At 34.7% G+C, this 15,287-nt stretch carries 18 protein-coding genes; 2 read left to right on the forward strand and 16 right to left on the reverse strand.

Features of this window, described 5'->3' with window-relative positions; genetic code table 11:
- The first annotated feature begins 42 nt into the window (after window positions 1–42).
- A complete protein-coding gene (locus tag MKX67_RS14075) occupies window positions 43–1,131 on the forward strand; it encodes a DUF3500 domain-containing protein (RefSeq protein ID WP_342488369.1) in 1,089 nt (362 codons plus the stop codon).
- Window positions 1,132–1,142: 11 nt separating this feature from the next.
- On the opposite strand, the gene MKX67_RS14080 is transcribed toward MKX67_RS14075, so the two are convergent.
- The 3 genes from MKX67_RS14080 to msrA all read right to left on the reverse strand — a co-directional run bounded on the left by MKX67_RS14080 (window position 1,143) and on the right by msrA (window position 3,045).
- A complete protein-coding gene (locus tag MKX67_RS14080) occupies window positions 1,143–1,922 on the reverse strand; it encodes an IclR family transcriptional regulator (RefSeq protein WP_342488371.1) in 780 nt (259 codons plus the stop codon).
- Window positions 1,923–2,069: 147 nt separating this feature from the next.
- Entirely contained in the window at window positions 2,070–2,507 is a 438-nt protein-coding gene (msrB, locus tag MKX67_RS14085; protein WP_342488372.1) for a peptide-methionine (R)-S-oxide reductase MsrB, read from the reverse strand.
- Window positions 2,500–3,045: a peptide-methionine (S)-S-oxide reductase MsrA gene (gene msrA / locus MKX67_RS14090; RefSeq protein ID WP_342488373.1), complete on the reverse strand. Its 546-nt coding sequence runs from the start codon at window positions 3,043–3,045 to the stop codon at window positions 2,500–2,502. The genes msrB and msrA overlap by 8 nt, the downstream gene beginning before the upstream one ends.
- Window positions 3,046–3,253: 208 nt before the next feature.
- On the opposite strand from msrA, the gene MKX67_RS14095 reads away from it, so the two are divergent.
- Window positions 3,254–3,913: a DUF4397 domain-containing protein gene (locus tag MKX67_RS14095; RefSeq protein ID WP_307313227.1), complete on the forward strand. Its 660-nt coding sequence runs from the start codon at window positions 3,254–3,256 to the stop codon at window positions 3,911–3,913.
- Window positions 3,914–3,996: 83 nt separating this feature from the next.
- Here the strand turns inward: MKX67_RS14095 and MKX67_RS14100 are convergent, their stop codons facing one another.
- From MKX67_RS14100 to MKX67_RS14160, 13 genes are all read right to left on the reverse strand, one after another.
- A complete protein-coding gene (locus tag MKX67_RS14100) occupies window positions 3,997–4,578 on the reverse strand; it encodes a YpmS family protein (protein ID WP_095372869.1) in 582 nt (193 codons plus the stop codon).
- 12 nt (window positions 4,579–4,590) lie between these two features.
- The gene (locus tag MKX67_RS14105) at window positions 4,591–5,406 is read right to left on the reverse strand and encodes an SGNH/GDSL hydrolase family protein (protein ID WP_342488376.1); all 816 of its coding nucleotides are present in this window, start codon (window positions 5,404–5,406) and stop codon (window positions 4,591–4,593) included.
- Window positions 5,407–5,715: 309 nt separating this feature from the next.
- A complete protein-coding gene (locus MKX67_RS14110) occupies window positions 5,716–6,288 on the reverse strand; it encodes an SCO family protein (RefSeq protein ID WP_307313221.1) in 573 nt (190 codons plus the stop codon).
- Between the two features lie 158 nt (window positions 6,289–6,446).
- Window positions 6,447–7,292, reverse strand: coding sequence for a DegV family protein (locus MKX67_RS14115; RefSeq protein WP_095372868.1), 846 nt, complete (start codon window positions 7,290–7,292; stop codon window positions 6,447–6,449).
- Window positions 7,293–7,602: 310 nt separating this feature from the next.
- Complete coding sequence (locus tag MKX67_RS14120; protein WP_095372867.1) at window positions 7,603–7,857, reverse strand: DUF2535 family protein; 255 nt, start codon at window positions 7,855–7,857, stop codon at window positions 7,603–7,605.
- Window positions 7,858–7,943: 86 nt separating this feature from the next.
- Window positions 7,944–8,687 (reverse strand): twin-arginine translocase subunit TatC, encoded by a 744-nt coding sequence (gene tatC, locus MKX67_RS14125; RefSeq protein ID WP_307313215.1) that lies wholly within the window; start codon window positions 8,685–8,687, stop codon window positions 7,944–7,946.
- A gap of 201 nt (window positions 8,688–8,888) precedes the next feature.
- Entirely contained in the window at window positions 8,889–9,077 is a 189-nt protein-coding gene (locus MKX67_RS14130) for a twin-arginine translocase TatA/TatE family subunit (protein WP_095372866.1), read from the reverse strand.
- Window positions 9,078–9,162: 85 nt separating this feature from the next.
- On the reverse strand, window positions 9,163–10,431 hold the full coding sequence (gene ilvA, locus MKX67_RS14135; protein WP_095372865.1) for a threonine ammonia-lyase IlvA: 1,269 nt from the start codon (window positions 10,429–10,431) through the stop codon (window positions 9,163–9,165).
- Window positions 10,432–11,087: 656 nt separating this feature from the next.
- The gene (locus tag MKX67_RS14140; RefSeq protein ID WP_095372864.1) at window positions 11,088–11,573 is read right to left on the reverse strand and encodes a dihydrofolate reductase; all 486 of its coding nucleotides are present in this window, start codon (window positions 11,571–11,573) and stop codon (window positions 11,088–11,090) included.
- Between the two features lie 133 nt (window positions 11,574–11,706).
- Window positions 11,707–12,687: a thymidylate synthase gene (locus tag MKX67_RS14145; protein ID WP_095372863.1), complete on the reverse strand. Its 981-nt coding sequence runs from the start codon at window positions 12,685–12,687 to the stop codon at window positions 11,707–11,709.
- A 26-nt stretch (window positions 12,688–12,713) separates the two neighbouring features.
- Window positions 12,714–13,424 (reverse strand): toxin, encoded by a 711-nt coding sequence (locus MKX67_RS14150; protein ID WP_307313209.1) that lies wholly within the window; start codon window positions 13,422–13,424, stop codon window positions 12,714–12,716.
- Window positions 13,425–13,542: 118 nt separating this feature from the next.
- A complete protein-coding gene (locus tag MKX67_RS14155) occupies window positions 13,543–14,154 on the reverse strand; it encodes a TerD family protein (protein ID WP_095372861.1) in 612 nt (203 codons plus the stop codon).
- Between the two features lie 22 nt (window positions 14,155–14,176).
- On the reverse strand, window positions 14,177–15,286 hold the full coding sequence (locus MKX67_RS14160; RefSeq protein ID WP_095372860.1) for a toxic anion resistance protein: 1,110 nt from the start codon (window positions 15,284–15,286) through the stop codon (window positions 14,177–14,179).
- Between the last annotated feature and the right edge of the window lies 1 nt (window position 15,287).

A 15,287-nucleotide genomic window follows, 5' to 3' on the forward strand; every position in this document is an offset into this window, starting at 1 on the left:
TTTACACACATTAACAAAAAAAGGACAGGGAGAGTTTTTCTCATGTATCGATGTTTAGTATTACTCGTTTTCATAGCCTTCATATATTCCAATCATGTGCTTGCCTCTTTTGCTCCAACAGCGGCAGAATTACAAGAACAAGATTACATTCTTGAACAACTCAACCATATCTTAGATGAACCCCATATTACGCGTAAGGAAGAATCAGTTAAACTTGCACATCAACTTTTCGAAAGTTTAAATGAAGAACAAAAAGAAGAGATGATCCTTCCACTAAATAAGACTATTGCACATAAATGGTCTAATCTACCTATTAATCAAGCAAGTAGAAATGGCGTTCCCTTGTCTGAACTAAATACACAAAGTTTTATACTCGCCATGTTATTACTTCAAGCAAATCTCAGTCCGCTTGGATTTGAACATATGACAGAAATTATTAAAGCTGATTACTTTTTATCAACAACAATCAAGAACCCTCCATTTAAATGGGGGGCACAAGAATATTATTTCTCTATACATGGAAACCCTTCCTATACAAAACCTTGGATGATTCAACTAACAGGGCATCATCTTGCAGAGAATATTTTCATTAACCGTTCAAAAACGACGATTACCCCTGAGTTTACGGGGACGCAACCTCGTATTTTTCAAATAAATAATCGTACGTATCATCCAATGAATGCAAAAATAAATGCTGTCCATGCACTCTTATTATCTTTATGTAATGAGCAAAAACAGCAAAGTAAACTTAATGATGAGTTTAACGACATTTTACTTGGCCCCGGATATGACCAATCGTTTCCCACTCAGGAAGGTTTACTTATAAAAAATCTAAATACGGAGCAACAAATACAAGTAAAACACATGATTGAGGAATGGGTCGCTCATGCACCTTATGAAGCAAGAAAGGCATTGCTACACACGTATTTATCTCAGGAACAACTTCAGAAAACGACGATTGCTTGGGCTGGTTCAACTTCAATCAAGCGACCGGGTAGCTACTTTCGTATTGATGGACCGCAAATTTGGATTGAAATCTATAGTAAAGAGGGCGTTGCCAATAAAAAACAAGCACATGTACATTCTATATGGCGCGATAAATTAAATGATTATGGGGGGATATTGAAGTAAATAACATCAGTCTAATTTTTCTGTATCTTACCTGTTATAATCCTGGCTCCTTCAATGACAGTTTCAACTAGCTCTTCTTCTTCATAATCATCAATACGAACAGACGGGATGGTAATAGATATACTTGCTAAAATTTCATTTTGAGGATTAAATATCGGTGCACTATATGAAATCGCACCTTTCACTCTTTCACCATTGCTTTTGGCATATCCTCTTTGTTGAATAGATTGTAGCTCCTCATATAAGACATCTTTATCAATAATCGTCGTACTTGAAAGAGGTTTGAATTGGATTTTTGCTAAATACTCTCTTTGGATGTCTGCTGGGAAATAAGCCAATAATATTTTTGCTGAAGCGCCTGCATATAGTGGTGATTCTTGTCCCACCGTAATCATTGTTTGTAGTTGATGACTGCTTGCGATAAAATCTATACACTTTCTTTTTTCGTTTTCAATCACATTTAAACTAATGCACTCTTCTATTTTCACCCACATTTCTTTCATTACCGGGGCGGCTATGTTTAAAAAACTTGAGTTTTTTTCTACTAAATGACCTAAAAACAATAACTCTAATCCTAACTGATATCTTTTTGTTTCTTCATTTTTATGTAATAAGCCTTCATAAACAAGGGTAGAAAGCAATCTTTGCAAACTAGGTTTAGATAGACCCGTACGTTTATGTAATTCTGTTAATGACAAAGTTTTATGCTCATAAGAAAAAGATCGTAAAATTTGTAATGCTTTATGTAAGGTTTGCATCGAATAGTTCTTTTTAAACATTTGATCATTCATGGATGCATCCATCACCTCTTAAATAATATTTACTTTACAATAAATTTACCATTTTCAAAACCTTTCCACAAGCGGAAAAAGATTTCTTGGGAAATGAAAAGAAGGATTCAACTAAAGTGAATCCCCCTTGGTCTAAATACACTTATATTAAGCTTCTTCAGCAAATAATTTCAGATAACGCCCATAGCCTTCTTTCTCCATATCTTCATATGGTATGAATCTTAAAGAGGCCGAATTAATACAATATCTTAATCCATTCTCACCTGGCCCATCATTAAACACATGACCTAAGTGAGAATCAGCTTCCTTACTACGAACCTCCGTTCGAACCATATTGTGACTGTAGTCTTCTTTTTCTAATACTTCTTTCTCTTCTATTGGTTTAGTAAAACTTGGCCAACCACAGCCTGCATCATACTTTTCAGTTGAACTAAATAACGCCTTACCTGAGACGATGTCAACATAAATTCCCTTTCTAAATTCATCCCAGTATTCATTTCTAAATGGCGGTTCCGTACCATTATTTTGTGTGACATAAAATTGCATCTCATTTAATTTATTCTTCAAATCTTTTTTCTCACTCATCTTTTTTCTCACCCCAATTTTGTTTAATAAACCCTGCTCTACCTGAGCCTTGATGGTAACCCTGGTAATGAGTTGGATTTTTCTTATAATAATGTTGATGATACTCTTCTGCAGGATAAAAAGCTTTTGCTGGTAATATCTTTGTCACGATTGGATCTTTAAAGGGCCCCTCTTTCTCCAATTTTTCTTTTGAAGCTTCGGCCAATTGTTTCTGCTGTTCATTATAATAAAAAATAGCCGTCTGATAAGATTGGCCCCGATCGTAAAATTGACCACCAGTATCGGTTGGATCAATTTGTTGCCAATACAGTTCAAGTAATCTTTCATACGGGAAAATCGTTGGATCAAACGTGATTTGCACCGCTTCATAATGACCAGTCGTTTCCGAGCAAACCTCTTCATAAGTTGGATTTTCTTTATCACCGCCGGTATAACCAGATATTACCGCTTTAATGCCCGGTAACTCATCAAATGGTTTAACCATACACCAAAAACAACCACCGGCAAATGTCGCTTTTTCCTCATTATTATTCGCCATCTTGTCACACCTCATTTTTATTTTCCTTAGCTCTTAAAGAAATAGCTTGTAACACTAAGATAAAGAAAAGTGGATGTAGATGCAAATAAACAACCTTCAATTTCTACTTATGGTCTCCGAAACCCTCTTCTCTATAATTTTTTAGCGCATTAAACATTTCGATGAATACAATAATGAAAAATCATAAGTAAGGAGGTTGGCTTAACTAATGGTGCAGCAATCATCTTCAGAGCAAAAGGTCTTACAAAAAATGTCGTCACCTGCCAATCAACTACTGAATCAGAACTTAGATGCATTAGGCTATATCCAATTCTTTCATCTCTCTTCAAGTAGCAAAATGATAGATATCTTTATAAATGGTGTCAAGATATACAAACAAATTTCTTATAAACAATTGACTAATAAACTTGCATTACCTGCCTCTAGTTACCATATTGATATTTATCCAACTGACGTCATGGTCTCATCTTTACTTAGTAGAAAAATTGAAGTCCTCCCCGAAACATTGCATAATATCGCACTCTCAGGTGAAGCAAATGACATGAAATATACTGATACACCAACTAGTATCGCTATACCAAATTCACTCAATGCAAAATTTATTCATCTGGTAGCTGATGGTCCATCATTCAAACCGGTAATATTAGCACCCAAAAGTGAGGAATTGCCACTCATACAATACAAGCAATCGAGTAAATGGATGAATCTTTCGCCTAGTATGCTTCAAGGCTGTATTTACGGTTACCCATATAGAGATTATCTCACATCGTTTCGCTTTCCCCTACAGCCTCAAAAGCAACATCTTATCTATATCTTTGGTTCTGTGACAGGAGATCCACCATTAGAACTAATGGTACTTATTCAATAACTGCCAGAACTTTTCTTATTAGTTCATATTAAAACCTGTAGCTGGTATATTACTCAATAAGAGTACTCGCTACAGGTTAATGCTTACTTTACCGGTACTAATAAAGTAAAGTCAATATCATCTTCTTCTAAATTGAATTCATTCACTTTTACTTTTATATCACTTTTTAAATCCATTTCTGTTAACGCTACATAGATTTTCTCTTCATTTGGTTGGATGACTACCCAATCTGGTGTTTTATAATGATTATTAATTAGTTTGAGTAAGAAGGAGATCGGTAAATCCATTTGGCCAATAGATAAATCCTTTTGTTCCAATACAACATCCCCGTTTGGTAATACAGAGGGTTCAAAAGACATTCTTAAACGCAACTGTTGACTGAATACCGGTAAGGTGCCGTACAAATTCACTTCATCATCCAACCTTACTTCATAGTCCAGTCCTCCGTCTAAAATTTCTTCCTCTAAGTAATGATTAATTAATAGGTTTAAATCATTTTTATTTGTTGATATATGAAATGGAGCGTAATCCGCCTCATTTAATTGCACACTTTCATAAGGGTCATCCTTCGCTGGAATACTAACCATAATAAATAAAATAAGCGCAAATAGAATGATTATACCCAGTAGCCCTAAGAAAAGCACTTTCCATTTATTCCCCTTCAATGAAGCTCCCCCTTAATTCTGTTTATTTTCAATGACAGACTTAATTCCTATTTGATCTAAAACTTGATAAATTCTCCCTGCCATTAATTCATATCCTCGATCATTAGGATGGAAATGATCTGTGAATAGTAGATTTTCTTCACTCGTTTCAAAAATATCATCTACATTTACAAAATACATATTCTCATACTCACCTAGTACTTGTTGGCTGGCTATATTCCACTGACGCATGATCAAACTTAGCTCTTTAATGCTTGAAAACCATTCTAAAAAAGGGTTATATAATCCCACTAATAATACTGTACTCTTCGGATTATATTCGCGAATGGTATGTAGAATTGTATTTAAATTATCTTCAAAAACATCTTGTTCTTTTTCAAAAGCAGCTACATTTAATTTGGTAAAATTAGATCTGACTACCTTCATAATATCATTGCCACCAATAGTAATAATAACGAGATCCGATTCTGTTACCGCATTTTTTACTTTGTCCATATTAAGCCGTTCTAATAATTGGTTTGACCGATTCCCTTTTACACCATAATTAATAAAACTTGTATAATTAATCGACCGATGCTCCTCTAAGAGCTTCTCTAAATAGGGTATATACCCACCACTTTCAGTCGTGTCGCCTACACCTTGGGTCAATGAATCACCTATTGATACGACATTTAAATCAATGGGGAAAAATTCTGCAGGAATATCTTGTTTAGTTAAATCCTCCATTTGTTTTGCTTCAGCGGCCTCATTATCGCTTGTCATCGCATTGGTATTACAACCCGCCAATAGAACCATGATTGATAGTAATAAGGTGAATATTCTTTTCAATTCTTTCTCACCTCTTTATTAAAGTATGTTTCATTATATCATGTTGTGGTAATCACATAAAAAAGTGTGATTACTTAATAATATTAAATTATACTCTTTTAACCACTATTAAACTTAAATGAAGAGAATAATTTAAATAAAATACCATCTATGGGTACAGAAGAAACATTTTTTCACTTGATACTCTTATGAAATGAAGTTAAAAGCAATACTTAAAGAGGTAAATATATTAGCACAAAAAAGAAGCAAGACCAAGCTTTGAGTTTACACTTTAGGCTTGGTCTTGCTTCTAAGATCTGTTGAATGAAATTATTGTATTTTTTTTATATCGGCAATGATTTCTTCATAAGGAACATCGGATACACCATCATAATCCTTCATAACCACACCATTTTGATCGACTAAATAAATTGAAGTCTGATGAATGACTTGATCATCATTCTTTGGTTTTTTTACTAATGACTTGAAAGAATCAACAGCAAAGCTTTCAATCTCTTCTTGGGTATAGCCCGTTAAAAAATGCCAGTTTGAAAAGTCTATTTCATAGTTGTTCGCAAAATCTTTTAATGCTTCAGGACTGTCCACAGTTGGATCAACACTAAAAGAAACAAACTCTACATTTTCAATCCCTTCTTCTTTAACCTTATCTTGTAATTGACTCATATTATATGTCATTGGTGGACAGACCGTTTCACAGCTAGTAAAAATAAAATCAGCTATCCATACTTTCCCCTCTAAATCACTTAAACCTACAGCCTGATTGTCTTGATTAGTATAATTAAAATCTCCCACATCATAGTTTAGTGCATTTTCTATACCACTTTGGCCACAAGCGGCTAGAATAATTGTAAAAAGACCAATAACCGCGGCTAATTTTTTCAACACTTTCACCTGCTTTTATGTATTTATCAATTCAACATTAATGTACCAAACGAAATTGTTTGAATGAAGAAAAAAGTATGACATCTATGTGAACAAAGGAAAATAATGCAAATACCTCTTCTAATAATCGAATAGAAGAGGCATTTACTGCTTAAAGGTTATTCGATGTGATAACAAAAACCAATTGCGCCTTCACCAGTATGGGTACTAATAATTGGTGTTGTATCCTCTATTGTTACATGATTAAAGCCTGTTAATTCACTGATTACTTCTTTGAGTTTTCTTGCTAATTCTAAACCACCCGCATGGGTAATTCCTACACTTTTAATCGTCTTTCCTTTTGCATCTTCTACTAATTGTTTGGATAAAAACTTTATCACTTGAGAGTGACTTCGTACCTTTGTTATTGGTGTATACACGCCATCTGCTAACGAAGCAATCGGTTTAATATTTAATAGAGAGCCAATTAAACCTTTGCCTTTTCCTATTCTTCCACCTTTAATCAGGTTTTCCAAAGTGTCTACAACAACATAAAGTTTCGTATTTTCTTGAATTTCTTGAATTCTCTGGATAATACGCTTGTAATCTTCTCCCTTATCTGCGAGTTCAGCAGCAGCTATGACTTGAAATGCCAACGCTTTTGAAATGAAGCGAGAATCAATAACAGTCACATTGGCCTCTGTTATGTCTGCAGCAGTTCGAGCAGAATCAACTGTCCCACTCATTCCTCCAGTCATATGGATAGAAATAATTTCGTCGTAACCATCTTTGTTTAGTTGATCATACAATTCTACAAATGTCCCTGTTGCAGGTTGAGAACTTTTAGGAAGCTCATCAGACTGTCGCATTAAATCCAGAAATTCTTGGGGCGTAATATCGACACGGTCCTCATAAGATTGTCCATTAATATTAATTGATAATGGTACAACAGCTATATCTAACTTTGTAATCATTTCAGCTGATAAGTCAACAGTTGAATCCGTTACAATTTTTATTCTAGTCATTCATTCACGTCCTATCATAGCAATTCAACCTTCATTATACATGTATATCACTGCGATTAAAAGATTTATGTTGAAACGTCTTTATACTGTCAAAATTACAATAAAAAAGATTATTATATTTATTTAATGTTTTTTTAGTTAGGTAAACTGGACAAATAATCAATAAACAAAACAAAAAACCTTTCAAAATAAATGTTAACTAAAATACATGATTTCACAGGCATATTAGCTTTTATAACTATTTGGACCCTTTTTATAACTTTCTCAACTTGTTCACTACACTAAAAAAAAGACCCCTTTACGGGATCTATCATGCATTGCTTTTTAATTCTTTTGTTTGAAATACCATCTCAACATCTGACCACTTCATCACACGTTTTAAATACTCTTTAAATGAGTACACAGTTGTCTTACAATGTTCCGTATGATAAATTTTCGTTACAAACTGCTGTAGTCGAATGTGTACTAAGAAAAAACAAGGACTATCCTTATCCACTAAAGGAATCTCTGTAATCTTCACCTTCTGTCCAAATACATTTCTGAACTCTAGGCTTTTACATATCAAAATATCAATCCTCATTTTCACCCGTTTAATCGTATTATACATCATTTCGTTTAATAATTCTTCTAGATTTTTTGTGCTTATTAAAATTATGATGAGGAGCTTTCCAATGCTTCTAATTGTTCTTTCTTTAACTTTCTGCGATAAACGATTTTTGATAAGGTAATACTGATTTCATATAGGACAAGAAGCGGAATACTGACGATAATATCTGACATTAAATCAGGTGGTGAAATAATAACAGAAATCACTACAAGAACAAAATAAGCGTATTTCCTGATTTTTGTTAACACGTATGGGTTAATCATCCCGAGGGATGTTAAAAACATCGCCACAACTGGCAATTCAAATAGTATTCCAAAAGGCAACGTCATATGAAATATAAACTGAAAATACTTATCTACCGTAAAACTCATTTCCATCATACCTTCACTTAACCCAGTCAAAAAGTTAAACAATGTAGGCATAATGACAAAATAACCAAAGCTTAACCCAACTAAAAACAATACAAAAAGAGCTGGAATGTAAGCTAATGTAATTTTTCTCTCTTTAGGCACAAGTCCAGGTTTAACAAATTGCCATAATTGCAATGCCACAACTGGTATTGTCCCAGCTATGGCAATAACAGAAGCAATCGTAAAATACACCCAAATGATATCACTTGGTCCAAGTACAATTAACTGCTCTTTCAAATCACGGACAAACCATTGGTAAATATGATCGACGAACAGAAAACCGACAATAAAAAACAATACAAATGCCACTATACAAAGAATTAACCGCTTTCTTAATTCCTCTAGATGCTCAATATAATTCAATTCTTCTTGTTTCATAACCTACTCCTGCTTCGTTTTCAATTTAACCTGTTGAATCTTGCTTCACTTTTGTCCACTATTTAAAGACGAACAAAATGGAAAACCTACACAAAAAACGAGAAACATGTGGTTAGGTCAAAAGTAGTTGATTACTTTGACTAATACATGTTTCTAATTTTCACAATTATTCATTTTCATAACTATATGTAGCCCTATCGATTAGGCCTTTTTATTCATTGTCTCTCTCTCAGCATCATCGTCATTGGCTAATTCTTTCGTAGATTTCTTAAACTCTCTTAATGTATCACCTAGCGCGCGACCAATTTCGGGTAATTTCTTTGGACCGAAGATGATGAGTGCCAGCACAAGAATGAGAATAAGTCCTGGAAAACCTATGTTTGAAAACATGAAAAACATCCCCTTAAACTGTTGTTCAAGCCATCCCCATTATAGCGTTATTTTAAAAGAAAAGTCAATTAATTCCTAACAATCATTAGACTAAAAGATGAAACAAATTTTCATCATTGTTAATTTCTTGGTAAGAGAATCCTTTTTTATTCATGCGCTCGATTAAACTATGATTATCACGTCGATTCTTTAGCTCAATACCGACTAGAGCTGGACCACTACCTTTATTGTTCTTCTTTGTATATTCAAATCTTACAATATCATCCGTAGGACCAAGCACCTCATCTAAAAACTCTCGTAATGCCCCTGCTCTTTGAGGGAAATTAACAATAAAATAATACAATAACCCTTCATACAACAAGGATCGTTCTTTAATTTCCTGCATTCTTTCAATATCATTATTTCCACCGCTTAAAACACATACAATTGACTTTCCTTTAATCTCATCTTTATAAAAGTCTAAAGCTGCAATTGATAATGCTCCTGCTGGTTCGGCAACAATTGCATGCTCATTGTATAATTCTAATATTGTTGTACAAACTTTTCCTTCTGGGACGCTAATAATGTCATCTACATATCGTTTACAAATATCAAATGTCATCTCACCCACTCTTTTAACTGCTGCACCGTCGATGAATTTATCAATTTCATCTAGGGCCACGACTTGATTTTGTTGAACGGATTCCTTCATCGAAGAAGCTCCTTCAGGCTCGACACCAATCATTTTCGTTAAAGGTGACACACTTTTAATGTACGTGGACAAACCAGACATCAATCCGCCCCCGCCAATACTTGCGAAAACATAATCAATTGGTTCATCGCAATCATGAAGCATTTCAACAGCAATAGTTCCTTGACCAGCTATCACATGCTCATCTTCAAAGGGATGAATAAATGTGCGCCCTTCCTGATTACAGCAAGCCTGAGCCTCAGCGAATGAATCATCAAATGTATCGCCAACAAGAATAATTTCAATTGAATCTTTGCCGAATAATTCAACTTGGCTTACTTTCTGTTTAGGTGTAGTTGCCGGCATAAAGATTTTCCCGTTAATACCTAATCGATGGCAAGCATAGGCAACCCCTTGTGCATGATTGCCTGCACTTGCACAAACAACGCCGTTCTTTATCCGTTCCTCTGGTAATGACATCACTGAATAATAGGCACCTCTTAGTTTAAAAGAGCGTACATGTTGCAAATCTTCCCGTTTAATATACACATTGCACTCATATCTTTCAGACAAGCGATTATTTTTTTGCAGCGGTGTATGGGCAACGATATCCTTTAAGTGCTGGTACGCAATTAAGATATCCTCCAATTGCACCATTTTCTCTTTCACTGCTCTCTGTTCCATTTGCCAACTCATCCCTTTTCCTTTTGTAATTTGTACATTATAACATGAGAATAATAGATTGATGCACAATTTTTTAAAAATTCATGTTTTTTTAAAAATGAAAACGGTTACTTTATTTCTGATTTTTTAATTTCCTATATATGGAATAATAATCATTTACTTCATAGAAAAAAATTGATGAGGAGATTATAGTGAATCGGGCATAAGACTTGGAGTACATACACTTATAATTGTTCCCGAGCAATAATGGGTTGCACGATTTTTTAGAAGTAAAAACTGGGATGAACGCTTTTTCAAATGTGATTTTACGTTATTCATGGTATGAGGGCAAATTGGCAATGTCATGTTTACATGCAAGAGTCAGAAGAAAAAAGATGACAACTGGTAGAAATGATATTATTTTATAAGGATCACCAGAAAAAAGATAAATGTAGGTGTACCCACCCATAACATATAATTGTTTTTGGACATTCTTAAGTAATCAAAAAAAGAGATTAATAGCTTAACGTTTATAGTTACGCCGCATAATGCATTTTCTTACTCCTTGCCTGTTTTAGGGTAGGCAAATAGACAAAGAACAAATACTTCATAGGAGACCATGAAAAAAACACGAAGCCACTTCGTGTTTTTAATGGCTCATAAAGAAGCCGTCTATTTTATTTTCTAACATATACTTGAAATTCGTAATCGTAAGCATTTTTTTCGTCTTTGCTTCGTTTCTCGACGGACACTTGTTTCCATTCGGTGAGGTCGAATGATGGAAAGCTTGTGTCACCCTCGATTTCAGCATGAATTTTGGTAATATAGAGCTTATCTGCATAAGGTAAAGTAGATTGATAAATTTGCGCTCCACCAATGACAAAAACTTCCTGCTGTTTTTCTTGACTGTATGTAATTAATTGTTCAATCGAATTTAATACTGTTGCTTGCTCTGGAGAAAAATCTGTATTCCTAGTAATGACAATATTTTCTCTTCCTGGAAGTGGCCTTCCAAGTGAGAGCCATGTTCTTCTCCCCATCGCAACTGGGTGACCTAACGTCGTCTCTTTAAAAAACTGCAAGTCCCCTGGTAAATGCCACGGTAACTGATTATCTTTTCCTATCACTCTATTTTCACTCATTGCCCAAATTAATGAAATCATTTTCATATCCTCCAATCGGCACTAGCAATTAATTATAAGTTTAATATAATTCTCTGCACTTGAAAAGAAAATCCAATAATAAAGCTTCTCAGCAAAAGAAAAGCACTCATCCCATGATGAGTGCTTGGTCTACTTAAACGGCAACTGGGGCTTTAATTGTTGGATGAGGATCATAGCCCTCAATTGTTAAATCTTCCATTTCTATATCAAAAATCGAGGTTTTATTGTTATTAATTCGTAGTTGCGGCAATGCCTTTGGTGTTCTTGATAATTGTTCCTGTACTTGCTCAAGATGATTCGAATAAATATGCGCATCACTGATTGTATGAACAAAATCACCAACCTCTAAACCACACTCATGAGCAATTAAATGAGTGAGCAACGAATAGGAAGCCACATTAAATGGAATCCCTAAGAAGGTGTCGCCACTGCGTTGTAATAGATGGCAACTCAACTTACCATTTATGACATAAAATTGGAACATGGCATGACAAGGAGGTAATGCAGCTTTGCTTCCTTTTCCACCTGCATTGATCACATCTTCAGGGTTCCATGCATTCACAATGATTCGTCTTGAGTCAGGGTTATTTTTTATCTGTTCTATCGCATCTTTTAACTGGTCAAGCTCTTCCCCAGTTGAAGCAGTCCAATTTCTCCATTGCTTTCCATATACATTTCCTAAATCTCCGTATTTTTCTGCAAACTCATCGTTAGTAAGGATTCTTTCACAAAACTGTTGTAATTCTTTTTGATAGATTTCATTAAACTCGTTATCAATTAAACAACGTCTACCAAAGTCTGTCATATCAGGACCGTTATATTCATCTGATTCAACCCATTTTTTAAACGCCCATTCATCCCAAATATGGTTATTATGCTGCAATAAATAGCGAATGTTTGTATCACCTTTAATAAACCAGAGTAATTCACTTGCAATTAAACGGAACGGTACACGCTTTGTTGTAAATAATGGGAATCCTTGACTTAAATCGAAACGCATTTGATAGCCAAAAACACTTAAAGTTCCAGTACCAGTACGATCTTGTTTCTTTTGTCCATTTGTTAAAATATGTTGTAGCATGTCTAAATATGCCTGTTCTGGATGTTTCTCCATGATACTCACCTCTTAAACTTTATATCTTAATGATTATGGGCCATTTGTCTAATAAAAGAAAACGTTTTTGGCGCATTTTCATACAAGTAACTTCTCGTTTCTACATTCAAAAAATAAAGGGCAAAGCTCTCAGCAAAATATTCTTCGGAAAACGTAGAGAAATAGGAGTCATTTGGAAATAATCGTGGTTGCTCTTCTTGCCAAATACGAATAAATTGGCTATTCGAACGGATTTCCTCAAAGATATAACGATCAATGGAATGTGCCAGCTCATGTAATTCCAAATTAACGGAGCCATGGTCCATCCCTTGGTCACTATAGCCTATTTTTACAAGCACTGTTTTCCCTCCACCAATGCCTGGAACTTGATCCCATGTCGTTGATGAAGTATATCCACGTGGAATCATTCCAGTTAGATGTTTTACGCTAGGATTCTCTGTCAACCTGCCTGAAAAAAGCTTAATCTTAATATTTTGATTGTCTATTTTTTGTAATAAGGTAGACGGTAATTGGTCCAAGCGGGATATGATGGCAGCTGCTTCTATTTCATCAAAAGATTCTGTTGGTAATAAGACAATCTCTCCTAACAAATCCGCTGATGTAAGATCAACTGCTTGCTTTAGTTCTGAAGAATATGGATAGTTCTTTAACTGAATCGCACCGATATCGGCTTGTGAACTTCCCATTAATGTTAAGGAAACAACTAAAAATAAGCCTGTAAATATCCACTTTTTCATAGCTGTTCCTCCCTTTTCTATCATTAATCGTATCATTACTAGTCTATTAATTATATCATAGATTTTCATTAAATATAAAAAGGACTAATCAAAGATCAGCCCTTTTAATCTAGCACACTTATGAATAAGAACGAACAATATCGCTTAAGCTAGCAGCTTGCGTACCATTCCCTACCGCTGCAAATTTCCAGTCTTGACCATGGCGGTAAATCTCACCAGCAACTAAACTTGTTTTCCCATCGTAATTTTCCGTTAAGTTAAAATGAATTAACTCTTGATGATTATTTGAATTGACAATGCGAATAAAAGCATTCTGAATCATACCAAAATGTTGTTTTCGTTTTACACAATCATAAATATTAACAACAAATACAAGTTTATGGATATGACTAGGAATACGACTCAAATCGATAAGGATTTGTTCATCATCACCATCTCCATCGCCCGTTAAATTATCACCGGTATGTTGAATGCTTCCATCACCACTTTTTAAATTTCCAAAATAAATGACATCTTTATTGTTACGTAATTTATCGTTATCCCCAAGCAGTATAACCGAAGCGTCACAATCGATATCGACACCCCCACCGCCTCCAAAGAGACCAGCTAATAGTCCACCACTACTTTTTTGCTTTACTGGATCCCATCCTAAACCAACAAGTATTTTTGAAAGACTTGGATTCCCTTTTGTTAAATCTACTCTTTGTCCCTTTTGTAAACTAATCGCCATTGTTTATCTCCCCTTTGTTTTTTTATCTCTTGTTTTTCATATTGCGAAAATTATCTTGCAACTGTTCTAATTTTTTCGTTCCTTCTTCTCTTAATTTGCGATTCTCTTCCTCAATCGACTTTGTTTCTTGCATCCCCTTCATGATGATATCCCAAGACTGTTCAATTGTTTCAATCTTAATACTTGGTCCACCAGCAAGTCTTGCAATGTCTGTACTTTGTTGTGATATATTTTGCGCATTTCTAACTAACATTTCATTTGTTCTGCGATCTAATTCACTCATCGAATCAGCAACGAGCTTTTGCCTTTTCGCTGCCATCGCTTGAATAAGTCCATTTTTAAAGATTGGAATCGTCGTCACAAAAGCTGAATTAATTTTCCCAATTAACTTCGTATTCCCTCTTTGAAGCATACGGATTTGTGGTGCCGTTTGTAATGCAACCATTTTCGCCATTTCTAAATCATACACTCGTTGATCTAATAATTCGACTGCATTTCTTAGAGTATCTAATTGCATAGAGGCCATTTGATCACCTGCAATTGCTTTTTGCTCTAATTGTGGCAATTGATTGGCTTTGAGTTCATCAGATTTCATCTGACCAGCAACAGCATACTGTTCAAGGGAAAGGTAATATTGATAGTTTTCCTCATACATCCTATCTAACGTAGTGGTTGCTTCAACCATTTCATTTTGATATTTAGAGATTTCAACATAAATTTTATCGATTTCCTTGCCCATTGTTTGGTATTTTCCAAACAACTTTTCAATAAGTTTTTCGCCCTTTTTGAAGAGTTTATCAAAGAAACCTGGCTTTTCTTTCTCAAAATCTTTCGGGTCAAACTGATCCATAATTTTTCCAAGCTGTTTCAATAATTCTCCGGAATCCTCTACTTTTGTTGTTCTCATATTGCCGAGAATTTGATCAGAAAACTTGGATATCTCCTCCGCTGGTTCTTTACCAAATTCCAAAATTTGGATTTGATCGCGCTCGTCTATTGAGGCAGAGAGTTGTTGAACCTCTTTATTTTCTCTTAAAGCTAGTTTAATTTGACTCGCAGATGCTTCTGTTAACTTGTCTTCTGGGTTTGTTGAAATGACATCCAAATTCGTTTGCATATCAGATGAATTCATT

Source organism: Cytobacillus sp. FSL W7-1323 (assembly GCF_038595015.1).
Classification (GTDB): Bacteria; Bacillota; Bacilli; order Bacillales; family Cytobacillaceae; genus Cytobacillus; species Cytobacillus kochii.